Here is a 26,540-nt window from a genome sequence, read left to right on the forward strand (position 1 = left end):
AACTCTCAAATAAAGTTGACTTTAAGCTCGCTTCTAAAAGCTAGCATTTCTTACTATATATCATACTGGTTGTTTTGTTCAGTTTTCAATGATCAAGCGCTGTTTTTTTTGCGACAGCTTTTAAATTATATCAATTCATATCCTTCATGTCAACAACTTTTTTAAATTGTTTTGTTATGAATTGTTGTTGTCTTAAGCGACGTCTAATAATATATCACGAAAACAAAATAGAAGTCAATGCTTTTTTTAAAAATAAATATTCTCTTTCATAAATCTATGCTGAAGCCCGCTATCCACAAAGCTATTGTATGTGGGCACACAGATAATGTGCATCATTCATTTATTTATTTTCTTTTCGCGTTCTCTCTAAATACTTTACTCTTTTATAAAATCCATAAACAAATGCATCTTCTTATCACACACAAGCCTTCATAATAATACAAATAAAAAACACATTAAAACTTTCCTGAAGTCTAACGTGTTTCTTCTCCTCTATTCTATTAAAAAGACAGTCTATTCTTTCCATCTATACTTTCGATGTGCAATTTGTTTCCCTTTTGTTTCTTCTAATACTACTTCTACTTTGTTTGCATGAACTAAATAATCAAGAACAGTAACTAAATCATACATATACGGTTCAATTGCTGGATGTGTTTTTAACTCTCCATATCCCCATGGCTCAGATTTCTCTGACATAATTCGCATTAAATGTTCCGAACAACTTGGGATCTTTTTCTTTAATGTTAATTCAATCGCTATTAACATTAGTTCGATTCTTTTCTTAATATTTTCTTTACTTCTAATCAATTCTTCATATAATTTATAGATTTCTAAATCAATACGCTTTACTTGCTTCCATACCATTAGTTCTGGATGATACCCTTTTTCAATCACTGAAATCCTACCAAAATAATGCAAGGAACGAAGCATTCGACTATATGCATCTAAATAGTCTTCTGAATTATACAAATTCTTTCCTTCACTATAATTCCTTGTCAACTTAGAAAACTCAATAATTAATTTCAACATACGTTTGTCTTTTGGGAAGACACGTAACGTATCTTGTAGGTTTGATAAATACTGATTGTGATCATATAGAATTCGTCCATTCATAATCCATTCCATGACTAATCTGTATTTACTTGTGTCAATCCATTCCTCTAACAATTCTTTATGAATAATATGTAATGCCGCCGATTTATTTCCATATTCGTAATGTTTCACTGTCCACTGCTCTTCACTATCTTTTACTACTACAAGTAAAATACTATCAAAATTATCTGTTTCTGGGCTGACTTCTTCCTTCTTCTCCATCAGTAAGATTCCTAGCGTGTTTTTATTACTTGCACGTTCTTGATAAATAGGTCTTAGTAAATCTTCCATCAATAGCCCTCCTCACATTCCATACTATATACTTAAATTCGATAAAAAGATAACAATTCCCTTCTTACAAATCGAATAAAATATTTCTTACTTCATTCTTTCGATAGAAACAATACTTTTTTGCATGCATTATCCTAATTTCCATACAAATAACGATATCTTATGCTATACTACGATATGATAATGTAAAGCTAGGTGGGGGAATAATGATGGCAGATATTACTTACAAAAGTAAAATTAATCGAATTCGGTCCTTTGCTTTATCTCTTGTTTTTATCGGATTCGGTATTATGTATATCGGTTTATTATTCAAATCGACAGAGTGGCTAATGATTCTCTTCATGATTTTTGGTACATTAGCAATCATTTTTAGTACGGTTGTCTATTTTTGGATCGGCTTGTTATCTACGCGTGCCATTCCAATCATATGTCCTACATGCGAGAAGCCAACAAAAATGTTGGGAAGAGTGGATGCGTGTATGCATTGTAAACAACCACTTACATTAGATAAAAATCTAGAAGGTAAAGAATTTGATGAAAGTTATAATTCCAAAAAGAAGAAAAGCCCGAAATAGGCTTTTCTTCTTTTTAGATTAATAAGTGTAAAAACTAGTGATATGACCACATGAACCTTTACACGATTTGTTTTTTGTCTTTTTTACACTCTTGGCAAACTCCATATACTTCCATTCGGTGATGGCTCACATCAAATCCAGTAATTTGCTCTGCCAATGATTCTACTTCATCAAGGCTTGGATAGTGAAAATCAACTATCTTGCCGCAACTTTCACAAATAATGTGATAGTGTTTAGATGTATTACAGTCAAAACGACTAGAAGAATCACCATAAGTTAATTCGCGTACCAACCCAATTTCTCGGAATACACGCAAGTTATTATATACGGTTGCAACACTCATATTAGGAAATTTTCCTTCTAGTGCTTTATAGATATCATCTGCAGTAGGGTGAGTCTCTGCATTTAATAAGAATTCCAACACCGCATGACGTTGTGGTGTAATACGAACGCCAGATGATTTAAGCCTTTCAACAGCTTCTTGCAACATATGTTCAGACACCGCCATGCACCTCACTTTCTCCTACATAATAGTATAATCCCTTACTACTAGTTTACAATATAAACAGTATTAATACAATTATTACATTGTAATTCTTATAATTAGTGTACTCCCATTAGACTTGTCCTGTCAATAAAAGTATACGATGGATCGTCATTTTTATGCTTCAATATGTAAATGTCTTTCCTCTATACGTAGTCTATGATTGATTGTTCTTGCTGCAACAAAGAGATAATCAGACAAGCGATTCATATATTGGAACACATGAACATTATCCAAATCTTCCTTCATTCCAACAATGATTCTTTCCGCTCTCCTCGCAACAGTTCTTGCGTGATGAACGGTCGTTGCTGCAATATGCCCACTAGGAAGGATAAAATTAGTTAAGCTTGGCAATGTCGCTTGCCAGTTGTCAATTTGTTCTTCCACTTGTTTCACATGAGATTCTTTTAATTGCCACGTTACTTCCTTTCCACTCGGAGTCGCTAGCTCTGCACCAACATGAAATAAAATGGTTTGAATCTGGTAGAATTCCACGATTATTTTGTCTATGTCCTCTTTTTGCTCTACCTGTTCGAGGTGGCTTATCGCCATGCCGATAATCGCATTTAATTCATCACACGTGCCATATGCTTCTACTCGCATATCATTCTTCGCTACACGCTTTCCGTAAATTAAGGATGTCTCTCCTCTATCACCTGTTCTCGTATATATTCTCACACGAACCCCTACTTTCTCCATATATAGAAAAGGTGTGTGAGCATCTATACCCACACACAAGACTCTTCTTAACCATTCAATTCTTCACGAATGTATTGCAACGATTCTTCCACATGACCTTTCACTTGCACATTACGAAATTCTTTACGTAATACGCCTTCTTGATCAATGATAAATGTAGAACGAACAATTCCCATATATTCTTTCCCGAATTTGTTCTTTAATTGCCAAACACCGAATTGCTCTGCTACTTCCTTCTCTTCATCAACAAGCAGTTCAAATGGCAAATCGTGTTTTGCGATAAACTTCTTGTGGCTCTCTTCTGAATCTGGACTAACACCAAGGATCACTGCATTTACATCTTGGAAGCTCTCATGATGATCACGGAAATCACAAGCTTCTGTCGTACAGCCTGGTGTATTGTCTTTAGGATAGAAATAAAGTACCACATTCTTCCCAACAAAATCAGATAGACTTACTTTTTCGCCATGATTATTCACTAATGTAAAATCATCCACTTTTTTTCCTACTTCTACTGCCATATTGATCCCTCCTTTTTTTCTTCATTGCTTTAAGGTTACTTGAAATATCAAAAAGTCTCAACTATTTAGCGTATCATTCGCGACCCATCTTTTCCTTGCCAAACTTTTAAGAAAAAAGCTGGTGGAAGGATATAACCAATCAATGATTCAATTAAAGCAAGTAGTCTTCCCCACCCAACTGGGGTTATGTCTCCATATCCTACTGTCATTAATGTTACCCCACTAAAATAAAAAGAATGCGCCAATGTTTCAAATGGCGACAGTTGCTGCAGCTTCCCATCATCCAGTAACAATACACCTTGAAATGACAACACAAAATATAAACAAGCAAATGAGGTAAGCACAGTAAAATACACAACAAGTAATGTATAGAAGATTTCATAAGAAAAATAGCTTTTTTTATGAACTTTGCCAAAAATAAATGCATACAAACTACCTGCAAGTAAAAAAGTAATGACTAGAATTGAAATCGTTGCTATCACATCATCACACCCTTGTCCCTTTATTCCTAGTGTACGAAAAAAATACAGATCAAATGCCTATTAGTTAGGATTATGTATAGAAAGTGCTATAATTACTTATTAGTCAATGCAACGACTTATTATTAGAACAATGGAGGTTTTTTAAGTGAAATTTACTAATTCGGAACAATTACATACAGAAGCACAAGAACATATCGTTGGTGGTGTCAATTCACCATCTCGAGCATATGAAGGAGTCGGAGGCGGCTCACCTGTCTATATGGAAAAAGGAGAAGGCGCGTACTTTTACGATGTCGATGGAAATAAGTATATCGATTATTTAGCTGCATATGGTCCAATCATTACAGGACATGCCCATCCACACATTACAGAAGCAATTAACAAAAAAGCAAGCAATGGTGTGTTATACGGGACACCTACAAGATTAGAGAATATATTTGCACAAAAGTTAAAACAAGCAATTCCATCTATGGACAAGGTCCGTTTTGTAAATTCAGGGACAGAAGCGGTGATGACTACAGTAAGAGTCGCACGTGCATACACGAAGCGTGAGAAGATTATCAAATTTGCTGGATGTTACCATGGTCATTTCGATGCCGTGCTTGTCCAAGCTGGCTCTGGTCCATCTACATTAGGTAACCCAGATTCTGCCGGTGTAACAGAAGCGACAGCGAAAGAAGTCATCACTGTACCATTTAATGATATTGAATCATTTAAAGAAGCATTACAACATTGGGGTGATCAAATCGCATGTGTATTAGTTGAACCAATTGTAGGGAATTTTGGAATTGTGGAACCTAAGGAAGGATTCTTACAAGAAGTAAAACAATTAACACATGAACATGGTGCATTACTCATTTTTGATGAAGTCATTACAGCATTCCGTTTCCATTATGGTTCTGCTCAAGAAATGGTTGGTGTCGAACCAGATATGACTGCACTTGGGAAAATAATCGGTGGTGGATTACCAATTGGTGCATATGGTGGTAAGAAAGAAATTATGGAACAAGTTGCCCCACTTGGTCCAGCATATCAAGCAGGAACAATGGCTGGGAACCCTCTGTCGATGTCTGCAGGTATTGCTTGTTTAGAAGTACTTAGTGAAGATGGCATATATGAACGGCTTGATCAGCTAGGGAAGATGCTAGAAGATGGCATAATAGATGCAGCTAAAAAATACGATATTGCCATTAGTGTCAATAGACTAAAAGGTGCTCTCACTGTATACTTTGGTAATGAAAGAATAGAGAATTATGCTCAAGCAGAAGCAACAAATGGAGAACTATTCGGTAAATTCTTTAAACTAATGTTACAGCAAGGCATTAATTTAGCACCATCCAAATATGAAGCATGGTTTTTAACCATTGCACATACAGAAAAAGACATTATCCAGACAATTGAAGCTGTGGACTATGCCTTTAGTCAATTAAAATCTATTTAAATACTATTGGAATTCGGACATTCTATGTGGAACAGGGATGACTTGCATAACTTAGTCGCTCATGTACCTTAGATATGTTCGAATTCCTTTTTGTTTATTAAGTCGGCTTCGGTACTGCTGTATTATTATCTTCTTTCGTTGGACGAATCAGTACAAATGTCAGAATACACGCAACTACACTCGTTCCTGCCAATAAGTAATAGATATAAGAAGCTTCTATATCCATTATTAGTGCAATTAGTAATGGACCAGCTGCAACCCCTAAGAACCGCATACTACTATACAATGAAGTAATGGTTCCTCTTACTTGTTTCTCTACACCTTCTGTAATTAACGCATCAAGGGCTGGTAATGAAAGTCCAATTCCGATACCCGCAATCGATAATAATAATGTATAGAACCATAACACACTATCTGTTTTCACAAAGAATAAACTAATAGCCGCTGTCAAATTACCAACAAAAATAACCCATTTCATCACAATTTTATTTTTACCTATTTTCTTTCCAGCGACAAATGATGCAATACATAAAAAAAGTAAAGGAATTGCAAGTACAACACCTTTCCATACACCATTTAACCGATAAGTTTCTTCTAATAATGAAGAAAAATGAAATAAAAAGCCAAACAAGATAAACATATTCAGACAGCCAATCGCAAATGTAGAGAGTAACCATTTTCCATTATGATGAAAAATCTCTTTGATTTGATTCAAAAATTGCTTAAATGATGTGGTTGTTTGTCCTTCTTTCTTATGCGGCTTTGGCTTAACAAAAAACACCATTAATATTATTGCAATACTCGAGAAGATTGGAATAAATACAAATGGTAAGAACCAAATAGAAATAGCAAGTAATGCACCAATAATTGGACTCAATACTTTACCAAATGTATTAGATGTCTCAATAATACCTAACCCTGCACTCACATCCTGTTCATCTTCAAACATATCACCAACTGTTGGTAAGACAACAGGAAATGCCCCAGCAGCACCTATTCCTTGAAGAAATCTCCCAACTAAAATAAGCACATACGGCTGTTCCATCTTCCATGCAGCGAAAGCACATATTCCTCCACCAATTGCTGTAATAATAAGACTTGGAATAATTACTTTTTTTCTACCGATTCGATCTGATAAATAGCCGGCAAATGGGATAAGAATGATGGCAACAATCGAGTATATCGTAATGATGAGACTCGATTGAACTGCGGTAATCTCAATTTCTTTTTCCATTAAAGGTAATATTGGTATTAGCATAGAATTTCCGAGTGTCATCACTAACGGAATTGATGCAAGAGCAAATAAAGCCATTTTTCTTCCATCCATTAGTCGCTTCTCCTTTTATTTTCACTTTTTAAAATCATGGTTAAGTACTGTCACATCGAAGTTACTGTCAGACATCAGATTTCAATCTTCACAATTTGGACATTGTTTTTTCTTTTTGTTTACAATACATTAGGTATAGTAATCATTAGTTTGATAAATAAATGACAAAATTATTACCAATATTACTAAACATTTATTAACATTTTTTGTTATACTATAAGTGACTGGTAAAATATACAACAGGAGAGGAATTAAAATGTACAAAATACTCATTGTTGAAGATGAGGAGTTATTTGCTAATGCTTTAACAACTTATATTAACCATCAACCAGATATGAGGGTTGTTGCAACTGCGAATGACGGGCTTGATGCATTAAAGAAAATGAATCTTCACACATTTGATGTTGTAATTACAGATATTCAAATGCCTAGATTGAATGGGATTGAATTGATACGACGTGCAAAACAAATACACCCAAATCTGAAAGCACTTATACTTACTACATTTAACGAACAGAACTATATCGTTGAAGGTCTTGCCCACGGCGCAAATGGATATCTTTTGAAAGACAACGATTTAGAAGAAATTATGAAGGCACTTCGCCATACGATAGACGGCCAAACCACATTGCCCTCTGTTATCGCAAAACAATTGTCTTCCTATCTGTTAGAAAGTCAATCCAAACGTATCCAATCTGAACTACCTGATTGGATCGACAGGGACATTACGGAACGTGAACGCGAAATTTTAATTTGCCTAAAAAACCGATTATCAACAAAAGAAATGGCTGGGGAATTATGTTTATCTGAAGGAACGATTAAGAATTATTTGACACTCATTTATCAAAAACTCGGTGTAAAAAAACGTATGGAAGCAATTGAATTATTGAACAAAGCACACGACCATCATCCACTTCAGTAATGGCCGTGTGCTTTTATAATTGGTAAAATGAAATAGAATGTCGAGCCTTCACCAAGTTCGCTTCTTACCCCAATCTCACCATCATGTTGTTCAATAATTTCTTTTGCAATGGCGAGCCCTAATCCAGAACCTGATTTCATTTTTGTTGAAATACGATAAAACCGTTCGAAAATATGCTCTAACTCTTCTTTTTCTATCCCTATACCGTAATCTCTCACTTCAATTCGTAAACAATCTGCTTCTGTACGAACTGCATTTATTTCAATAGTCTTTGTTTCTTTCCCGTGTTTTACTGCATTATCCACAAAATTACGTAACACTTGAATAATCCTTACTTTATCCACATGTATAAACATGTGATCTATATCATGATAATCAAGTCTGAGTATCATTCCATATTGATTTAATTCCAAACGAAATAGTGTAGCTACTTCTTCAATAAAATGAGAAACTTGGACTATTTCTTTTTGAATGGACCATTTCTTAGACTGTAAATTAGATAATTCAAACAAATCATTCGCTAATCGCTTAATTTGATTCGTTTTTTGGATTAACGTGTCATACAATGAGGTAGATGGTTCAATATATCCTTGTTTCATCAACACGAATTGTTTCTCAAATGCATTAATAGGTGACCCAATATCATGTGCGATATTCTCTAACATATCTGCACGGCTTTTTTGTAAATCCATCAGCAGCTTGTTCTTTTTTTGCAGTTCTTCTGTGCGCTCGGATACCTTTTGCTCTAATGTATTGTTTAATTGTGTGAGGGAATATGCTAATTCTTGATTTTGCTCTGCTAATAAGTTATATCTTTTCGAAACAATCACACCTTGTAAAATGATAAAAAGTAACCCGCTATATGGAAGAAGGGCTGGGATATAAGCTACATCTAATACTTTATCTACTATTGAAGCAATGACTACAATCAAAATCCCTGTTGCATTCATATAACTTCCTTCCATCTTATTCAATATTGCTCGAATACTTACAATAGTAGAAAAGTACAGAATCACAACCGTCACAACAATGACAATTAACCAGAAATAAGATGTGAAAGTGAATGGCTTTGTAAGCAGAACAAAGCAGAGTAAACATAGTAATAAGGTCATCGCGAGCCAATACACAAATTTCTTTACATGCTTCTGATACAAGTTATACATTAATTGAATAAATAACAGTGCACATACTATTTCCACGATATATGTAACTTTGACCATTGTCTGCCACTCTACTGTCGGAAATAAAAGATGAAATACATTCTCCGTAAGTAAGAATGTGCGAATCATCATTAAAATACTAATCAAACTAATATAAAGAAACGTGCGATCATATCGATTAATCATATACATGAGGAAATAATAAATACCTGTAAAAAGAAATCCACCCATTAGCAATAGCTTCTCTACTAGTATTTTTAACATGTATGATAAAACATTATCATACTCTCCATATATAATATGCTCAAATACTCCAGATTCTCTGAAAGAATGGTTGGACACTTGAATAAGTAATTCATTTTCTTTTTTTGGTTTGAATGATAGGAAATGATGACGTAAATAGGGAACTTCTGTATCTTCCGTTATGCCTATCTTTCCATTCGTTGCAAGCAGTTCACCATTCACATATACCTTGTATGCTGAGCTAATATAGCGTAAATAGATGGCATGTTCTTTGTGAATATCTTCATTCGCAATATCAAATTGCATACGATAGGTACCGTAACCTTTAGGTTCATTTTGTTCGTTCACTGTCCACGAACTTGGTACAGGTATGGTTTGATATTGATCTGATTGACTATTCGGATTAAGTAATTCCTTCCAATAAAAATGCCAATCCCCATTCAATTGATAAACCGTTGTCGTTTCATCAAATTTTGGAATAGACACAGTACCATCCATTACTTCTGCTTGCTTAATTGTATGCTTATCTTGAAAAAGGACAGATAATATTGTCATCACAATGAGAAGAAATAAAAGTGCATATTTGCGTTTCATGTTGTAACATCCTTATGTCTTTTGTTAGTTTAGTTCTTATTATAACGGTTATACCAATAACATGGTATACTTATCATAATTTACATATAGTAGGTGACATATTTATGAAGTTAGGTGCAAGAATGCTTAAGACAGGAATTGCTGTTACAGTAGCATTATATGTAGCAAATTTAATCGGCTTACCTTCTGCAACATATGCAGGGATTGCCGCCGCATTTGCAATTCAACCAAATATTTATCGTTCTTTCCAAACCGTTTTTGAACAAATTTATGCAAATATTTTTGGTATTGCGATTGCAGTAGCCGTTGTGTATACATTAGGTAATGATCCGATTGTCATTGGTACTACAACAATTATGGTTATCGGATTATGTCTATATTTAAAAATGAATGAAAATACCATTTCACTTGCGATTATCGCAGTACTTGCAGTAATGGAACAATCAGATACTGGTTTATTAGAATTAGCCGGCCTTCGCTTCTCATCATTATCACTAGGTGTAATCTCTGCATTTATTGTAAACATGTTATTCTTCCCACCTCGATATGAATTCAGATTATTTAATCATATTGATCATATCACTTCAGACATCTTACAATGGCTAAGAATTTCTACAAGGCATCTTTCAGATAATCCATCATTAAAGGGTGAGCTTGATCGATTAGATGCAGAAATCGCACATATTGATATTACCTATTCTTTATATAGCGAAGAACGTATTTATCGTAAAAAAAAGAGAATACCAAAAATGCGCAAAATTATTATTTTTAAACAAATGATTGCGACATCCAAAAAGTCATTAGAAACATTAAAAACATTTCATCATTATAATGAGAGAATCGATACAATCCCACATGAGTTCCAACAAGTATTAGTTAATGAATTAGATAAGATTATTTATTCACACGAACGATTACTATTAAGTGCAATGGGGAGAATAAAAAAGAACCGAACAAAACCTGTTCAAGATATAACAACACCAGATATACCACATCTTGTAGATACATTAATTCATGTGTATGAACGAGACGAAAAATACCATTTAAGCTTATTGCCACTAGCTTCCAGATTAATGGAATATCACCACGATATTATCCATTTACAAAAATTATTGTACAGCTATCAAAAATTCCATGACAAAACATTTTAATTACAAAAGCGAAAGCGCACGGATAGAAACGTAGCGACTGGAGCACATCAACCGAAATAAAGGAATCACGATGAGCTTGCGAATCGATGATGACTTATTGATAGTTGATTTGCGAAGTCGCCTAGTTTCTGGGCGCTTGAACTAGATGATACAAAAGCGAAAGCGTACGGGTAGAAACTTAGTGACTGGAGCTGGACGAAAAAAAGGAGGGTAATCTAAACGATTACTCTCCTTTTTCTAATTCTTGAATTTGATATAGCTTGTAATAACTTCCGTGTTTGTCCATTAATTGTTGATGTGTACCTTCTTCTACGATATGACCATTCTCGATTAACACAATTCTATCCGCATGTGTAATAGTGGATAACCTGTGGGCAACGATGAAAGTTGTTCTGTCTGAAGCTAATTTTTCCAATGCTTCTTGAATTAAGCTCTCACTTTCTAAGTCTAGCGCAGATGTTGCTTCATCTAAAATTAATAATGGCGGATTCTTTAAGAATACTCTCGCAATTGCTACTCTTTGCTTTTGGCCACCTGATAATTTCACACCACGTTCACCGACAAGTGTGTCATAACCATTAGATAATTCCGAAATAAAATGATGCGCATTCGCCGCTTTAGCCGCTTCGATTACTTCTGCATCTGTCGCATTTGGATTACCCATACGAATATTTGCTGCAATCGATTCACTAAATAAGATGTTATCTTGTAAAACCATTCCAATTTGATCACGTAATGACCGAACTTGTACATCACGAATATCTTTTCCATCAATTAAAATCCGACCTTGTGTCACATCATAAAAACGTGGGATCAAGCTAATAATGGTTGATTTACCACCACCACTCATTCCAACAAGCGCAATGGTTTCACCTTTATTCACATTTAATGAAATATTTTTTAGAACAAGTTCTTCCTCATCCTCATATTTGAATTGGACATTCTCAAGTACGACGTCACCCTTCACATGATCTAATGGCATCGCATTTGCTTTATCTTTAATATCATAATTTTCATCAATAAATTCAAAAACACGATCCATTGATGCAATGGACTGTACTAAAACGGTTGAAGAGCTAATTAGACGACGTAATGGATTATAAACAAGATCCATATACCCAATAAATGCGGCAATCGTACCGACAGATAAGCCTTGTGTAATGGCAAAATATCCCGCAAAACCAATTACTAATAATGGTGCCACATCTGTAATAGTATTCATAATTGCAAATGTTCTAGCATTCCATTCTGTGTGGTCAATTGCTCGATCTAAAAAATTCTTATTCTGTCTATCAAATTGTTCTTGTTCATAGTCCTCTAAAGCAAAACTTCTTGTCACTGGAATACCTTGTACACGTTCGTGTAAGTGCCCCTGTACTTGCGCAAGTGCTTGTGACCTCTGTCTAGTCAGTGCACGAAGCTTCCCATAAAATATTTTGACCGAAATACCATACAGTGGAAATAAAGCAATTGCTACAATTGTAAGCCATACATCCATTGATAGCATAATACCAATCGCAATCAATATTGTAATCATATCAAGCCAAATATTCATTAATCCTGTCATAACAAAATTCTTTGTTTGTTCAACATCGTGAATTACACGAGAGATAATCTCTCCTGTTTTTGTTCTGGAATAGAACTTTAAGCTCAATCTCTGAATATGATCAAATAATTTTTCACGAATATCATATAAGATTTTATTACCTGTCCATTGTGCTAAATATTGGCGGTAATATTCAATTGGTGGTCGTAATACGATAAATACGACTCCTGCAAGCCCCATTAACCAAAACAATTGTTCTAACTTCTCTGCATTCGTCATCGTATCTGATCCAATAATATTATCAATTACATACTTGACGATTAATGGAATTAATAACGGGATTCCGAATTTTACTACACCTATTAAAATAGTGATTAATATCTTCCATTTATATGGATAAACAAATTTCAAATAACGTTTAATACTATCCAAGAGTATCCTTCACTCCATTTCTATGTTGCATTACTAGTCGCAATCCTTCTCTTATGACCTGTACGTTAGGAAATATTCATACCATTGGTCAACAAATTCAGGCGAAAAAGGTCCTTTCCTCTGTCTGATCCAATGTATTAAATGTTCTAAATTATTCCGTAATATTTTATCAAGCACTTTTGGATAATTCATTTGTTCCTTGTGAAGCTCATATTCATCTTCATCTAATAACGTAAATGTCATATCTGGAAATACCTTCACGTCTAAGTCATAATCTATATACTTCACAGCACCATCTTCAAATACAAATGGGGAACTTATATTGCAATAATAATAAATTCCATCATCACGAAGCATACCTATCACATTAAACCAATACTTAACATGAAAGAAACAAATCGCAGGCTCTCTTGTAATCCACGTTCTGCCATCACTTTCTGTCACAAGTGTCTTATCATTTGCCCCAATCACTCGATTATTCGATCCTTTTAAAACAGTGGTTGTATCCCAGACACGATGGAGCTGACCATTATGCTTGTAGCTTTGGATTTGAATTGTTTTGCCAGGTTCTAGGCCATCCATACGTATCTCCCCTTTTTGAATTATTTTAGTAGTAACTATTATAACGATATTACATGGAAAAAGCGAATACACACACTTATTATTAAAGGACAAAAAAACACGCAAGCATCTTCCATAACGAAAATGCTCACGCGTTTTTTTTATTTTTTATTATTTTTTGTTGTTTTCAGCTTTTTGGTTTTGTGCTCTTACTTCTTGAGCATTTGTTTCGCTAGCAAACTCAGTGCCATACTTCCCTTGACCTTGTGCTGCTGCTTGGTTTTGACGCTTTACTTCTTGAGCGTTTGTTTTACTTGCATTCGCTTGGTTTTGTTTTTTAGCCATTATAATCACCTCCACGAAATATAATTTGCCCTTTGATCATTTTTTTATGCAAAAAAATTCGTGGATATCTTTTAATCAGCTAAAACGCTCAGCCATTGATCATATACCTTTTGATGCGGAACAGGTAATGGGTATTGATTGAATTGTTCGATTGTTACAACTTCTTCATTTCTTTCTATTTGTATGTCTTCGTCCTTCACTTTTACATAGATGACATCAACAAACCATGTGAGATGTGAAAAGACATGTTTGATTGGTTCCATTTTAATTAATTCTATTGATGATATCTGATATTTTTTAGTCAGATATGTTTCGATGAATTGCTCACTTACCTTATCTTTTTCAACCATTGGAAATTGCCACATTTGTGCAAGTAAACCTTCATCAGGCCTTTTTTCCAAAACAACTTCTTGTGATACATTTTCAATAACAAATGTATAATAATGTATCGTTTTTTTCTTTAATTTTCTACTTTTTATCGGTAATTCGGTTTGTTTTCCTTTTTGAAATGCAATGCAATGCTGTTGGACTGGACATAATAAACAACTTGGATTTTTTGGCGTACAGATTAATGCTCCAAGTTCCATTAAGCCTTGATTAAATGCACTTGGGTTTGTTTGACTAATGACTTGTCTCACTACATTCTCAAATATCTTTCTCGTACTTGCTTTGGCAATATCTTCTTCAATATCTGCAATTCTTGAAAGGACACGCATCACATTTCCGTCTACAGCTGGTTCTGGCTTACTAAAGGCAATACTCATAATTGCACCTTTCGTATATGGACCAACACCTTTTAATGATGCTAATGCATCGACATCAGTAGGAACTTTGGCGTCATATTTCTCTACAACTTCTCTAACTGCTGCTTGCAAATTACGAACTCTAGAATAGTATCCTAACCCTTCCCATGCCTTTAACACTTCTTGTTCACTTGCATACGCTAAATCTTCTAATGTAGGGAATTTTTCAATAAAACGGTTAAAATACGGAATGACTGTGTCTACTTTCGTTTGCTGTAGCATAATTTCAGATACCCAAATACGATATGGATCGGTATTTTCCCTCCATGGTAAGATTCTTTGTTCTTTTTCAAACCATGTGATTAAGTCTTGTTGAAATTGGGGTATATTAATAGTGACTAGCACATCTGTTGATTGATCTTTTTTCAATTCTATCATCCTTCATGGTACAATGTTGATATGATTTAATTATGATAAAGGGGGCAGCAAAAATGGATACAGCTACACATATCACGATGGGTATCGCATTAGGTGGATTGGCAACACTTGATCCTACTGTTGCAGATAATTCTACCCTTTTTACTGCTGTGATGGTTGGAACAATTGTTGGTTCACACGCTCCCGATTTCGATACTGTTTTAAAACTGAGAAATAATGCTACCTATTTAAGACATCATCGCGGGATTACACATTCTGTTCCTGCTATTATCTTTTGGGGCATATTAATCTCTTCTGTTATTTATTTATTTGTTCCTAGTGTGAACTTTCTACATTTATGGTTATGGACATTCCTAGCCGTTATCCTACATGTTTTTGTAGATATATTCAATGCATATGGTACACAAGCATATCGACCTTTTACTAAGCGGTGGATTGCTCATGGATTTATCAGTACATTTGATCCGTATATTTTTGGTATTCATATTATCGGGATTATCGCATGGATTATCGGAGCAAATCCCGGATATACTTGGTTGATTATATATGCGATTATTCTATTGTATTATATTAAAAGATACCTCGACAAGCGGGAGATTGTGACATTACTTCATGAACATTTTGATCATATTGAGCAAATTGCTACTTCTCCAACAACGAAACAAAATATTTGGCGTGTTGCCATTACGACTAAGGATTATTTCTTTGTTGGAAGAGTCGAGGATGGTCATATTGAAGTCGACGATCAATTTGACAAAATTCCAATTCCAAATAATGAATTATTCGAACATGCAATGAAAGACAAAAATATTGCAGCATTCTTATCCTTCTCGCCAATTTATCGTTATGAATGGAATGTATATGATGATTTTAGTGAAGTTCGATTTATTGATTTACGTTACCGAAATGATGGACATTATCCATTTGTAGCAGTTGTGCAAATTGATGACAATATGCGAATAATGAATTCCTATACAGGTTGGGTATTTTCAGAGGAGAAATTACAGAGTAAATTGAATACAATGAAGCAGATTATGTCTTAGAAAGATGAGTACAAAAGAATTCTTTGATTGAAAAAGTCCAAACGACTCGAAAGTTATATACCGAATCGATCGTTTGGATTTTTTGTGTGTTAGAAGTGAGATATAATTTTGAAATTCGATATGTGCTGGCATTTCGACTTGTTACAAATAGTAGAGTATTTTGTTCCTAATGATAACGGAATATAAAGACCAAATCATTGCCGATATGGAATTTTTATGAGTACTTTAATTGTAGAGTCTAAAAAAGCATAGGCGTCCGTTTCCACTCCTGTGGGATGTTTTTACCCTAAGATCCACTTTTTTAGCGCCCTTTGCTAAAAAAGTTAGCTTAGGGTAAAAACCCACGGAAAGGGAAACGGACAAGCCGGAGCGGGTTATACGCACACAATTCATTTCAATATTACTAATTAGATTTATGTCGTATCATCGTTTCATTGCCAACCAATAGTTATGGCCTCATTCGTGTTTTGTATAAAGAACAATGGTTATTCTTTTTTATTTAAAAACATTTATTAATGCAATTGATCACGATTGCCATAGATCATTTTACTATATTTCGGATGACGCTCAGCAAATTCTTCTAAGTTTGATCCATATTGTTTAATCCAATATTGAACGATTCGCTTTGTCATTTCCACACCTTCGTATTTTCTACCTGCTTTCGCCCTTGTTGATTCAAAATCTTCCCAAAGCAATTCCACCCAACTTCTTGCTTCAATTGTCGATAATTGAGGATTTCTTGCTTTTAATTCTTCTGCTAACATTTCGATAGCTTCATGCATTTACTTCACCTTCTCCACTTTCTCACCTAGAATCGATAATGGTACCGCTTCTTCTTCTTCAAATTTCTCACCTAATAAATTCACACGATGTCCCCATGCGAACACACCATTAATATATGTGATTTCAAATTGTTGTCCTGGATCGCCTACCATTTCATATCGTTTTCCTTTTTCGAAATCTTTAGGGTTCACTAAATAGGCTGCAGCCATCTGCATTTTTCGTTGAAGTATTTCAAATTCGCTTACATTACCTAATTGTTCTGCTTTTTGAACTTTTTCTTTTAATGTAGCAATTTCCTTACGAAGTTCTTCTACTGTGTAGGTACTATATCTACGCTCCATTTGCTTCACCACCGCTTATTTTATACGATTCATCACTACAATTTATATACTTGATTTAATCTGACTTTATTTTAGCATAATTAGAAATGGAACAAAAACTATCGACTCTATTTACATGTATTGTATAATATCTGTTAGAGGGGGACATAGAAATGATAAAATTATTTGCAACAGATTTAGATGGGACATTATTAAAGAAACAAAATTTAATAAAAGATGATGACATACATGCAATTAAATCATTAGAGAAATTAGATATAGACTTTGCAATCGCTACGGGTAGAATGGACCGTGATATTGTTGAAATTTGTAAAGAAATGAATCAAAAAGCGTACCGTGTCAGTCAAAATGGTGCATTCGTTGTGGATGTAAATAACTCCTCTTTACATGCACATACATTTGACGGGTCGATTAGTAAACTCATTCATGAACAGATTACATCACTACCTAACCTTGTTTGTGTAACAACAGCTGATGAATTTTATATTTCTAAGAAAAATGAGCAAATCAAATCTTTAGAAAATTTCTTGTATTATCCTTTAGTGGAAGGAATCGATTTTGCTGACCGTTATGGTGAGGACATTCATGTAAGTAAATTCATGATTATTGGTGAAACAACTCAACTTGTCTCTGTTCAAATAGAGATAGAGGCACAATTTTCACAATATATCGAAACATATATTTCTGATCCCACATGCCTTGATATTGTTCCTAAAGGGGTTAGCAAAGCTGATGGTTTGTTACGTCTAGCAAAACAACTAGAGATCGAGCCAAATGAAATTGCTGTAATTGGAGATTCCTTCAATGATGTTCCAATGTTCGGTTTAACGGATTATAGCTTTGCAATGAAGGATGCACCAACTGAAGTAAGACAAAAAGCAAATTATGTTGTACACGATGTGAAAGATGCCATTCATCAAATCACATCACTTATCCATCAATAATACAAATCATTATTTCTATGGATTATTTGCACCGCTCCACTTCTTATACGTGTAAACGGAATAAGGAGTGGAGCGGTATTTTGTATAAAGACATTTCCTTACCCATCATTCTTCACATATTCTTCTATAAATTGTTGAATAAGTTCTTGATCGAATCCTTTTCGATATAATGCTGCTTTGATTGCTTGTTCCAATTCAAATCCTGTCTTTTTTCGTTTGTATTTATGAAGAAACTTTTCGCCTTGATGGTATAATGCTGTTTTTTCCTCATCCATATCTTTATCTGTGTTGATTTGTGAAAGCATTTCTTTAATGACTTCCATCGTGTATCCTTTTTGAATAAGAGATTGTACTGCCGTATCTAATTGTTGTTTATAAGATTTCTTAGATGTACGGTTCATTTTCTTTTCATATAATTTATGCAATTTATCTAATTGTTTCTCATATGTAAAGTGACTCAGCGCTTGTTCTATATAATTCGGTGCAATGCCTTTATCCATTAATTCCTTCTTAATTAGAAGTGGACCTTTAGACGATGTTTCCATTCTAGTACGTACTAATGCTTCGCTAAATGCTAAATCATCAAGTAACCCTTCTCGCTCTAATCTGGTTATTACTTCATCAATATAAGACATTTCCATCTCTTTACTTTGTAAATATTTGATTAATTCTTGCTTTGAACGCATTCTATAACTTAAATACTTCAAAGATTGGGTATATACTTTATAAGAGGTATCTTTTTCTTGTATTTGAGTCAATTGATCTTGATTTAATTGTTGACCTTTATGCAAATGATAAGAGATAAGTAAATCTTCATCTATGCTGAAGCCATAATATTCTTTATCATTTTCATTTTCTTTCAAAAAAATATTATATCGATGCTTTAATTTTTTCTGAACAGATATCTTAGTTATAATTGGCATTTTTCTTCACCTCTAGTCAATAGTTTACCATACAAACATTCGTTCTACAAAATTAGGAGGGCACAAGATGAATATATTAATTGCTGGTGGTACTGGATTTGTTGGTACACATTTAATAGCAAGATTACAGAATAATGATAATCAAATTTATATTTTAACAAGGAATCCAGATAAATATGAAGAAACAAATCAGGTACGCTATATTAGATGGTTACATGACGAGGATCAACCATTAGCACATCTTCCCACAATAGATGCTGTCATTAATTTAGCTGGTGATACATTATTCGGTTATTGGACAAAAAGTAAAAAAGACCGTATCTACCAGAGCAGAATCAATGCAACATATGAGCTGATAGAATTAATGCGTCAGATGCCAGTAAAGCCGAACGTATTTATTAATGCATCTGCTATTGGCTATTACGGTACATCACAATCGCTAGAATTCACTGAGAGAAGTCCTGACAAAGGGAATGATTTTCTTGCTGAAGTAACAGAAGCATGGGAGAAAACAGCACTTGAAGCTACATCTATGGATATACGAACAGTACTTGCACGTTTCGGTGTCATATTTGGCGAAGATGGAGCACTCCCATTAATGGCTAAACCATTTCAATATTACATTGGAGGAAGAATTGGAAATGGAGAGCAATGGGTATCTTGGGTGCATATTGATGATGTCGTCGGTTTAATACAATTTGCTTTAACAGAACAAATTAAAGGGCCGCTCAATGTGACTGCACCACATCCTGTCACGAACAGACAATTATCTGAACAATTAGCAAATGTTTTACATCGACCAAATTATCTTCCCGTTCCTTCTTTTGCCATTAAAACACTACTCGGGGAGATGAGTATATTAATTACTGAAGGACAGAAAGTATTACCAGAAAAAGCAATGCAACACCACTATTCATTTAACTATACAAATGTTCATGACGCACTCCGATCAATTTTCAGATAATTTCGATTTTTTCGCTATATTCGGTCAAATTCGTTCAAAAACTGATGAATTATTAACTAAATGTAATATATTTAAATTTTTCTTAATATTACTAATTAATACGACGATTTTTTTCGATTTTTTTAACAAAAATCTATTTACAACATATATAGTATTGTGTAATATAAGGATAGGATTTTTCAGTAATCCTTGTTACATTGTGTTAATTGTTACAACAAGTGACGTTGTTAAGATATAGGGAAGGCAAATGGTGCGCCACCAGCATGTACACTTGTTGGTTCTAGTGGGTTCGATTCCCACCCCGAATTTTTGTGGCTTTTTGATAAAAATTCGAGGGTGGATGGACACTACACTGGCATTTGTTTGCCTTTTTTCCAGAACACCCTCCCCATTTTAGGAGGGATTTTTTATGCTTAAAAAAAGAGAATTACATGACGCCCCTTTACTATATGAATTAATGACGCATCCGGAAGTGTTTCCGTATGTTAGACATAAAGCATATTCAAGTGATGAGTTTTACTTCTTAACAAAGAAGACAATCGAAGCAGAAGAGAACGGGGAATTAATTTCGCGTACAATTCTTGATGAATATTGTAATCCTATTGGTACTATTAATCTATTTGACATCGAGAATAATGCAGGATTTCTTGCTACATGGATTGGCAAACCATACTTTGGAAAAGGGTATAACAAACTTGCAAAAGATGCGTTCTTCAGTGAACTTTTTTATGATTATGGATTAGATGCCATTTTTATTAAAATACGCCGGACGAATATTCGTTCATCTAAAGCCATTTTGAAAGTTCCATATGTGATGTATGCAAATGAAAGCTATCCAGAAATATTTGATAAAGTAAATGAATCATCAGATGATCCAATCTATGATATTTACGTCATTACAAAAGAAAGCTACTTCACTCATCAAGAAACGGCAAAAGAAGGCGAAGAAGCGATGTAATATTTGTCACCTATAGGATGTAGTGCTACTATTAATAGTATGCCTACTTCCTTAGGTGTTTTTTTATTTCAGTAATACATTTGATAGTTTTACAAACTTTTTTGGGGGAACTAGTAATGAAGAAAGTCATCAAAATAGTATTGCAAATAAGTGTACTTTTCCTTTTTTTCTATATTGGCGAATGGATTCAATCAAGTCTGTCACTCATCATCCCTGGTAGCATTATTGGAATGCTACTATTTTTAATTCTTTTACTAACAGGGATCATACCTGAGAAGTTTATAAAGGACGGACTTGATTTACTTCTGAAAGATATGCCTTTGTTTTTTATTCCTGTTACAGTTGGCATTGTGAATTTACTACATGTGTTCGCTGGAAAAGGATTACTTATGCTTGGCATTGCATTAATTAGTACAATCATTGTTATCTATACTACAGGGCTGTTAACACAAAAAATTATGGGAAAAGAGGAGTAGAATAATGAGAGATATTATGATTGGTGCTGTATTCCTAATCCTAACAATTATTCTTTATATATTAAGCAAAAAACTATATAGTATGTTTCCTAATCCATTCACATTACCTATCGTAACTGTATCTGTTCTATTGGTAGTGTTATTGTTCTATACACCAATCTCCTATGATACGTACATGATTGGTGGACAATGGATTAACTTCTTTCTCGGTCCATTGGTTGTTGCATTAGCATTACCATTGTATAGGCAACGTGCATTAATTAAGAAATACGCTAAAGTAATTATAATCGGTATTAGTTTCGGCTCCATTGTTGGGATTCTATCTGGAGTTGTATTGACAATTTTATTGCGATTTGATACGACAATTATCCACACGATGGCTTCTAAATCTGTGACTACACCTGTCGCTCTCAGCATTACTAAAACAGTAGATGGAAATATCTCTTTAGCAGCAGTCTTTGTTATGATTGCTGGTTTAGCTGGTGCGATGCTCGGTCCAATCTTGCTAAAATTAGCGAAAGTTACACATCCTGTCGCGCAAGGAATCGGTATTGGTACTGCTTCTCATGCCATTGGTACAGCAAAAGTATTAGAAAAAAGCGAATTAGCTGGCGCTGTTAGTGCACTATCTATGACTATTACTGCAATCATTGTATCAATATTAGCACCAGCTATCTTACATGTATTAGGATAAGTGAAATAACCTGCTCACTTTTGAACAATGTATTTGCAAGCATTGCCACCTTTTGCTATGCATTCTACTCTTTTTACTTTATCTGTTCCTAACACGGATTTAAATAATTGTAATTCACATTCACATGGCTTATCATACTTATGGGCAATTGCTGCAATTGGACAATTATATTGAGAGAATGACATTGTTTTGTCGTCTTCTTCATGGAATTCAGACATATAGCCATTTTCTCTCTGTACTTTTACAAGGGCATTCACTTTCTCTTGTAATGTATCATCAGCAAAAATCCGACGTTTATATTTTTTCAGTAGTCGTTTTTCTCTATTTTCAAATAACGTATCAATGGCTTCTATCCCCATTGTTTCTTCAATATCTGAAAGAAAGTCCATTGTTAATGTATCATAACTACGTGGAAATAAGTTCTCTCCATTGTCTGTTAGTTGATAATAAATAACTGGTCGACCCATTGGTTGTCTGATACTCTTAGATTTGATTAATTTCTCAGCTTCTAGTTTTACTAAGTGCTTTCTTACTGCCATTTCGGTAATGTCGATGTATTCTTTGATTCCACTCACAGATAATGTATGATTCTTTTTAAGCAATTCTAAAATTCGGTCTCTTGTTGACAATTGTTTAATCATTTAGATAACCACCTTTTCTCGTATTATTTTTTTAACTTCTAAATTTGAAAAGTAGTTCAATTTCACATTATAACTCCATTGTATAATCCTTTTAATTAGACAAAATCTACATTATATCTTTAATATATAGGACAATGAACATTTATACTGTGAAAAATGTCATACAAGAACAGATAGTAGGTGATTAAAATGGGTATTGTTGTTGTAGAAATATGTGATAGTAACCTGTTACTTTCCATTCCAAATATAGAGCATTTAATTGAGTCAGAGTACCCTGAGGTTGCTGTATTAATTAATGATTGTTTGAATTTCTGTGGGTTATGTCGGTTAAAGCCATATGCAATGGTGAACAATAAACGAATTCATGGCAAAACACCAGAAGAGACACTTGCGAAGATTCGTCAGGCAATTGAAGAAGAATTAGCTGTATATGAATAAGAAAGGCACCGTATCCGATGAATAACTTCAGGATACGGTGCTTTTGTACTTCATGCAAACAAACCTTCTACATCTATAAATCGCTTGTCGAATTCTTTTGCTACTGCTTCGTGTATAATGTGACCATTGTATGTGTTGATTCCTTTGCTAAATGCTACATTTTGTTGTGCGTATGCTTCAAGACCGTATGTTGCTAATCTTTCAATATATGGGAGTGTCATATTCGTTAAAGCATATGTTGCTGTTTTTGGAACTGCTCCTGGTATATTGGCAACAGCATAATGAAGCACACCATGCTTTTCATAAATGGGGTGTTCATGTGTGGTAATATGATCAATCGTTTCAATCGATCCACCTTGATCCACAGCAACGTCAATAATAACAGATCCTTTTTCCATTGATTGTACCATTTCATCTGTCACAAGTCGGGGCGCTTTTGCACCTGGAATAAGAACTGCTCCTATTAATAAATCAGCGTCTCTTACTTGTTGACTGATATTATATTCATTTGATGCAAGTGTCTTGATCTTCCCATCAAACATCACTTCTAGTTCTCTTAGTCGTTGAATATTTATATCAAGTAGCGTCACATTTGCACCCATACCAATCGCTATTTTGGCTGCATTTGTCCCTACAATTCCACCACCTATAATCATCACATTCGCTTTATTTACACCTGGTACCCCACCAACTAATACACCTTTTCCACCATTTATTTTTTCTAGAAAGTGTACACCGATTTGTACAGACATACGACCAGCTATTTCACTCATTGGTGTTAACAATGGCAATTCGTCATTTTTTGTTTGAATGGTTTCGTAAGCAATTCCAGTGATTTTTTTCTCTAACAGTGCTTCTGTTACTTCTTTTTCTGCAGCCAAATGTAGGTACGTAAATAACAATTGCCCTTCTTGCATAAGTGCAAATTCTTCTTTTTGCGGTTCTTTTACCTTAACAATTAACTCCTGTTTCCATGCTTCACTAGCAGTAGAAACAATCCGCGCACCACTTTCCTTATACATGTCATCCGTAATGCCACTCCCAATACCAGCACCTGTCTCTACATACACTTCATGACCTTTTTGGACTAGTGAAAGCACACCAGATGGAGTTAACGCAACTCTATTCTCATTATTTTTCACTTCTTGTGGAATCCCAATTTTCAATCTTCTCACCCTCTCTATGATAGTATGTGATGTTGTAACTGTATTATTCTATTCCCCATTTAACACAATGCGTAACGTAAAACAAAAGCGGAAACGCCCGTTTAGAAACGTAGTGACTGGAGTGAAGAGAAAAAGCAACTACCGCTATGATAGTTGCTTTTTATTCATTAATCCGCCATTTCTTTTGTTTTAAAAATATAATTGGAAGAAATTAAAATCACTAATGATAGGACTAATGTAACAATTGTTGCACCCCACAGTTCACTTGGAATCGCTCCTTCGTGAAGCATTTGAAGGATATATCGACTGATTGTATTCGGAAACCATGTGAATGTGTGTGAAAAAATTTGATTAAATATTGACATACAAAGTAGTGTGATTAATGTAAATGAAAGTACAAGTCCTGGTGACTTCACTAATGTATTAAAGAAGGTAGTCAACGTTAATACAAATAGTAACCATATAAAATAAAAGAACACTGTTTGTATAAATTGTTGGAAATCAATTTCACCAAATAGTAAATTGACATAATACCAGCTTGCAAGCATCCCAATCAAAAAACTCGCAAGAATTAATAATGCTTTAGCAGCCCATTTTGCTGTAATATATGAAAAATAATGTACAGGCTTCACAAGAATCATTTCGGCAACACCACTTTTGCGTTCTCCTGCAATCACTCCCATAGAAACCGCTGCAACAATGGTTACTCCTATCATACTTAGTTGGGCAAGACTCATCATGATTGCATCTTCGGGTAATGTTTCAGGAATTTCTAACAATGTGCCTTCAGGTAATCCTCCCACAGCATCAAGAATTTGCGGTAAGTAATACGTGCTAAGTGGATCCATAATACATAAAATGATAAAAACAAGTGGTACCCAAATCCATTTATAATTACGCCAATCTTCTAACAACTCTTTTTGAAATATAGTAATCCATTGCATTACTTTGTCACCACCTTCATAAACATATCTTCCAAGGATGTTCTACTTAATTCAAACTTTGTCACAGGCCATTTTTTTGCTACTGCTTTTGACAAAATATCCTGTCTTGCATTTTCTACATTGTGCACATAGATATGGAGCGTATTTTTCATTTGTTCAATTGTATCCACAAATTCACTCTCTCTGATTGTATCGATATAGTCATGTATATCTCCGACAATTTCTAATTCAAATTTTGCATTTTGGTGCTTATTTCGGAGTGCTTCTATCGAGCCTGCTTCGACTAATTCACCCTTATGCATCACTAATAAATCATCACTAACTTCTTCAGCGTCATTTAGGATATGTGTTGAAAAAAGGATGGTTGTTTGTTTTTTTAGTTCTTCCATTAATGTTAATACTTCACGACGCCCAATAGGATCAAGCGCAGAAACAGGTTCATCCAATATTAACAGTTTAGGTTGATGAATCATTGCTTGGGCGATTCCTAATCGTTGTTTCATACCACCAGAATAACTTGCTACTTTTTTATTTCTCGCCTCATAAATATCGACTTTTTTTAGTAATTCATCTGCTCTTTTTGCCGCTTCTTGACTTGTTAAATAAGCTAATTTCCCAACATATACGAGAAATTCTTTACCTGTCATCCATGAATGAAAAACAGGATATTGTGGCAAATAACCAATATAATAGCGCATATCTTTTCCATTTTGATTCTCAAACTGAATGGTCCCTTTTGTTTGTTTTAATAAACCAGATAACATACGTAATGTCGTTGTTTTTCCTGCACCATTTGGACCTAAAAGTGCAACACATCTGTTTTTTTCTAATTGGAAAGTTATATCTTTCACGACTTCTGTTGTCTTAAATTTTTTAGATAATTGTTGAACAGTTACGACAGTCATTTATTCTTGCCTCCTACCGATAATAAAGTAAAGTACAGGACCGATAATGTTTACGACTACAATAATAATCGCCCATAACCATTTCGGACCATTTGTTGCTTCTGTTTTTACTAAAGAAATAATAGCGACAATCATCAGTATAAATTGGATAATAAGAATTGGTGCAATAATTGGTAGCATTTCAGTTAATTTTGCTATTTCTAATGCCATTTT

General features: G+C 34.3%; 30 protein-coding genes. 11 read left to right on the forward strand and 19 right to left on the reverse strand.

Annotated features, from left to right (window positions below):
• Positions 1–513 precede the first annotated feature (513 nt).
• A complete protein-coding gene (locus tag ACFOZ1_RS13560) occupies positions 514–1,383 on the reverse strand; it encodes a nucleotidyltransferase-like protein (protein WP_390200133.1) in 870 nt (289 codons plus the stop codon).
• Positions 1,384–1,589: 206 nt separating this feature from the next.
• On the opposite strand from ACFOZ1_RS13560, the gene ACFOZ1_RS13565 reads away from it, so the two are divergent.
• Entirely contained in the window at positions 1,590–1,958 is a 369-nt protein-coding gene (locus ACFOZ1_RS13565) for a YgzB family protein (RefSeq protein ID WP_390200135.1), read from the forward strand.
• A gap of 58 nt (positions 1,959–2,016) precedes the next feature.
• Here ACFOZ1_RS13565 and perR read toward each other — a convergent pair whose 3' ends face one another.
• From perR to ACFOZ1_RS13585, 4 genes are all read right to left on the reverse strand, one after another.
• A complete protein-coding gene (gene perR / locus ACFOZ1_RS13570; protein ID WP_390200136.1) occupies positions 2,017–2,466 on the reverse strand; it encodes a peroxide-responsive transcriptional repressor PerR in 450 nt (149 codons plus the stop codon).
• Between the two features lie 153 nt (positions 2,467–2,619).
• Complete coding sequence (locus tag ACFOZ1_RS13575) at positions 2,620–3,180, reverse strand: cob(I)yrinic acid a,c-diamide adenosyltransferase (RefSeq protein ID WP_390200138.1); 561 nt, start codon at positions 3,178–3,180, stop codon at positions 2,620–2,622.
• A gap of 68 nt (positions 3,181–3,248) precedes the next feature.
• Positions 3,249–3,722, reverse strand: coding sequence for a thioredoxin-dependent thiol peroxidase (bcp, locus tag ACFOZ1_RS13580; RefSeq protein WP_390200139.1), 474 nt, complete (start codon positions 3,720–3,722; stop codon positions 3,249–3,251).
• Between the two features lie 65 nt (positions 3,723–3,787).
• Positions 3,788–4,204, reverse strand: coding sequence for an ion channel (locus ACFOZ1_RS13585; RefSeq protein ID WP_390200140.1), 417 nt, complete (start codon positions 4,202–4,204; stop codon positions 3,788–3,790).
• 145 nt (positions 4,205–4,349) lie between these two features.
• On the opposite strand from ACFOZ1_RS13585, the gene ACFOZ1_RS13590 reads away from it, so the two are divergent.
• Entirely contained in the window at positions 4,350–5,645 is a 1,296-nt protein-coding gene (locus ACFOZ1_RS13590) for a glutamate-1-semialdehyde 2,1-aminomutase (RefSeq protein ID WP_390200142.1), read from the forward strand.
• Positions 5,646–5,742: 97 nt separating this feature from the next.
• Here the strand turns inward: ACFOZ1_RS13590 and ACFOZ1_RS13595 are convergent, their stop codons facing one another.
• On the reverse strand, positions 5,743–6,972 hold the full coding sequence (locus tag ACFOZ1_RS13595; protein ID WP_390200144.1) for an MFS transporter: 1,230 nt from the start codon (positions 6,970–6,972) through the stop codon (positions 5,743–5,745).
• Positions 6,973–7,228: 256 nt separating this feature from the next.
• Here ACFOZ1_RS13595 and ACFOZ1_RS13600 point away from each other — a divergent pair, with 256 nt between their 5' ends.
• Positions 7,229–7,894 carry a response regulator transcription factor gene (locus ACFOZ1_RS13600; protein WP_390200145.1) on the forward strand — a complete coding sequence of 222 codons (666 nt, stop codon included), beginning with the start codon at positions 7,229–7,231 and terminating at the stop codon, positions 7,892–7,894.
• Here ACFOZ1_RS13600 and ACFOZ1_RS13605 read toward each other — a convergent pair.
• Complete coding sequence (locus ACFOZ1_RS13605) at positions 7,888–9,891, reverse strand: ATP-binding protein (RefSeq protein ID WP_390200147.1); 2,004 nt, start codon at positions 9,889–9,891, stop codon at positions 7,888–7,890. The genes ACFOZ1_RS13600 and ACFOZ1_RS13605 overlap by 7 nt on opposite strands.
• Positions 9,892–9,995: 104 nt before the next feature.
• Between ACFOZ1_RS13605 and ACFOZ1_RS13610 the strand changes: the two genes are divergently transcribed.
• A complete protein-coding gene (locus ACFOZ1_RS13610; RefSeq protein WP_390200148.1) occupies positions 9,996–11,042 on the forward strand; it encodes an FUSC family protein in 1,047 nt (348 codons plus the stop codon).
• A gap of 223 nt (positions 11,043–11,265) precedes the next feature.
• Here the strand turns inward: ACFOZ1_RS13610 and ACFOZ1_RS13615 are convergent, their stop codons facing one another.
• The 4 genes from ACFOZ1_RS13615 to mutY all read right to left on the reverse strand — a co-directional run bounded on the left by ACFOZ1_RS13615 (position 11,266) and on the right by mutY (position 15,098).
• The gene (locus tag ACFOZ1_RS13615) at positions 11,266–13,020 is read right to left on the reverse strand and encodes an ABC transporter ATP-binding protein (protein ID WP_390200150.1); all 1,755 of its coding nucleotides are present in this window, start codon (positions 13,018–13,020) and stop codon (positions 11,266–11,268) included.
• A 51-nt stretch (positions 13,021–13,071) separates the two neighbouring features.
• A complete protein-coding gene (ntdP, locus tag ACFOZ1_RS13620; RefSeq protein ID WP_390200151.1) occupies positions 13,072–13,602 on the reverse strand; it encodes a nucleoside tri-diphosphate phosphatase in 531 nt (176 codons plus the stop codon).
• A gap of 150 nt (positions 13,603–13,752) precedes the next feature.
• Complete coding sequence (locus ACFOZ1_RS13625) at positions 13,753–13,926, reverse strand: gamma-type small acid-soluble spore protein (protein WP_390200153.1); 174 nt, start codon at positions 13,924–13,926, stop codon at positions 13,753–13,755.
• 71 nt (positions 13,927–13,997) lie between these two features.
• Entirely contained in the window at positions 13,998–15,098 is a 1,101-nt protein-coding gene (gene mutY, locus ACFOZ1_RS13630; protein WP_390200155.1) for an A/G-specific adenine glycosylase, read from the reverse strand.
• Between the two features lie 62 nt (positions 15,099–15,160).
• On the opposite strand from mutY, the gene ACFOZ1_RS13635 reads away from it, so the two are divergent.
• Positions 15,161–16,150, forward strand: coding sequence for a metal-dependent hydrolase (locus ACFOZ1_RS13635; protein ID WP_390200156.1), 990 nt, complete (start codon positions 15,161–15,163; stop codon positions 16,148–16,150).
• Between the two features lie 512 nt (positions 16,151–16,662).
• On the opposite strand, the gene ACFOZ1_RS13640 is transcribed toward ACFOZ1_RS13635, so the two are convergent.
• Positions 16,663–16,932 carry a YfhJ family protein gene (locus ACFOZ1_RS13640; protein WP_390200158.1) on the reverse strand — a complete coding sequence of 90 codons (270 nt, stop codon included), beginning with the start codon at positions 16,930–16,932 and terminating at the stop codon, positions 16,663–16,665.
• Positions 16,933–17,274 carry a YfhH family protein gene (locus ACFOZ1_RS13645; protein ID WP_390200160.1) on the reverse strand — a complete coding sequence of 114 codons (342 nt, stop codon included), beginning with the start codon at positions 17,272–17,274 and terminating at the stop codon, positions 16,933–16,935.
• Between the two features lie 152 nt (positions 17,275–17,426).
• On the opposite strand from ACFOZ1_RS13645, the gene ACFOZ1_RS13650 reads away from it, so the two are divergent.
• Complete coding sequence (locus ACFOZ1_RS13650; RefSeq protein ID WP_390200162.1) at positions 17,427–18,218, forward strand: HAD family hydrolase; 792 nt, start codon at positions 17,427–17,429, stop codon at positions 18,216–18,218.
• Between the two features lie 98 nt (positions 18,219–18,316).
• On the opposite strand, the gene recX is transcribed toward ACFOZ1_RS13650, so the two are convergent.
• Positions 18,317–19,141, reverse strand: a complete 825-nt coding sequence (recX, locus tag ACFOZ1_RS13655; protein WP_390200163.1) for a recombination regulator RecX — start codon at positions 19,139–19,141, stop codon at positions 18,317–18,319.
• A gap of 67 nt (positions 19,142–19,208) precedes the next feature.
• Here recX and ACFOZ1_RS13660 point away from each other — a divergent pair, with 67 nt between their 5' ends.
• From ACFOZ1_RS13660 to ACFOZ1_RS13675, 4 genes are all read left to right on the forward strand, one after another.
• Positions 19,209–20,105 (forward strand): TIGR01777 family oxidoreductase, encoded by an 897-nt coding sequence (locus ACFOZ1_RS13660; protein WP_390200164.1) that lies wholly within the window; start codon positions 19,209–19,211, stop codon positions 20,103–20,105.
• A 409-nt stretch (positions 20,106–20,514) separates the two neighbouring features.
• On the forward strand, positions 20,515–21,063 hold the full coding sequence (locus tag ACFOZ1_RS13665) for a GNAT family N-acetyltransferase (protein ID WP_390200166.1): 549 nt from the start codon (positions 20,515–20,517) through the stop codon (positions 21,061–21,063).
• 116 nt (positions 21,064–21,179) lie between these two features.
• Positions 21,180–21,539 carry a CidA/LrgA family protein gene (locus ACFOZ1_RS13670; protein WP_390200167.1) on the forward strand — a complete coding sequence of 120 codons (360 nt, stop codon included), beginning with the start codon at positions 21,180–21,182 and terminating at the stop codon, positions 21,537–21,539.
• Positions 21,540–21,543: 4 nt separating this feature from the next.
• Positions 21,544–22,233, forward strand: coding sequence for an LrgB family protein (locus ACFOZ1_RS13675; protein ID WP_390200169.1), 690 nt, complete (start codon positions 21,544–21,546; stop codon positions 22,231–22,233).
• Positions 22,234–22,247: 14 nt separating this feature from the next.
• On the opposite strand, the gene ACFOZ1_RS13680 is transcribed toward ACFOZ1_RS13675, so the two are convergent.
• Positions 22,248–22,874 (reverse strand): helix-turn-helix transcriptional regulator, encoded by a 627-nt coding sequence (locus ACFOZ1_RS13680; RefSeq protein WP_390200171.1) that lies wholly within the window; start codon positions 22,872–22,874, stop codon positions 22,248–22,250.
• Between the two features lie 189 nt (positions 22,875–23,063).
• On the opposite strand from ACFOZ1_RS13680, the gene ACFOZ1_RS13685 reads away from it, so the two are divergent.
• A complete protein-coding gene (locus ACFOZ1_RS13685) occupies positions 23,064–23,312 on the forward strand; it encodes a YuzB family protein (protein ID WP_390200173.1) in 249 nt (82 codons plus the stop codon).
• 50 nt (positions 23,313–23,362) lie between these two features.
• On the opposite strand, the gene ald is transcribed toward ACFOZ1_RS13685, so the two are convergent.
• The 4 genes from ald to ACFOZ1_RS13705 all read right to left on the reverse strand — a co-directional run bounded on the left by ald (position 23,363) and on the right by ACFOZ1_RS13705 (position 26,537).
• Positions 23,363–24,478: an alanine dehydrogenase gene (gene ald / locus ACFOZ1_RS13690; RefSeq protein ID WP_390200174.1), complete on the reverse strand. Its 1,116-nt coding sequence runs from the start codon at positions 24,476–24,478 to the stop codon at positions 23,363–23,365.
• A 167-nt stretch (positions 24,479–24,645) separates the two neighbouring features.
• Positions 24,646–25,422 (reverse strand): ABC transporter permease, encoded by a 777-nt coding sequence (locus ACFOZ1_RS13695; RefSeq protein WP_390200175.1) that lies wholly within the window; start codon positions 25,420–25,422, stop codon positions 24,646–24,648.
• Positions 25,422–26,327 carry an ABC transporter ATP-binding protein gene (locus ACFOZ1_RS13700; RefSeq protein ID WP_390200177.1) on the reverse strand — a complete coding sequence of 302 codons (906 nt, stop codon included), beginning with the start codon at positions 26,325–26,327 and terminating at the stop codon, positions 25,422–25,424. The genes ACFOZ1_RS13695 and ACFOZ1_RS13700 overlap by 1 nt, the downstream gene beginning before the upstream one ends.
• A complete protein-coding gene (locus ACFOZ1_RS13705) occupies positions 26,328–26,537 on the reverse strand; it encodes a PLD nuclease N-terminal domain-containing protein (RefSeq protein ID WP_390200179.1) in 210 nt (69 codons plus the stop codon).
• Between the last annotated feature and the right edge of the window lie 3 nt (positions 26,538–26,540).

Source organism: Gracilibacillus marinus (assembly GCF_042651725.1).
GTDB classification, from domain to species: domain Bacteria; phylum Bacillota; class Bacilli; order Bacillales; family Amphibacillaceae; genus Gracilibacillus; species Gracilibacillus marinus.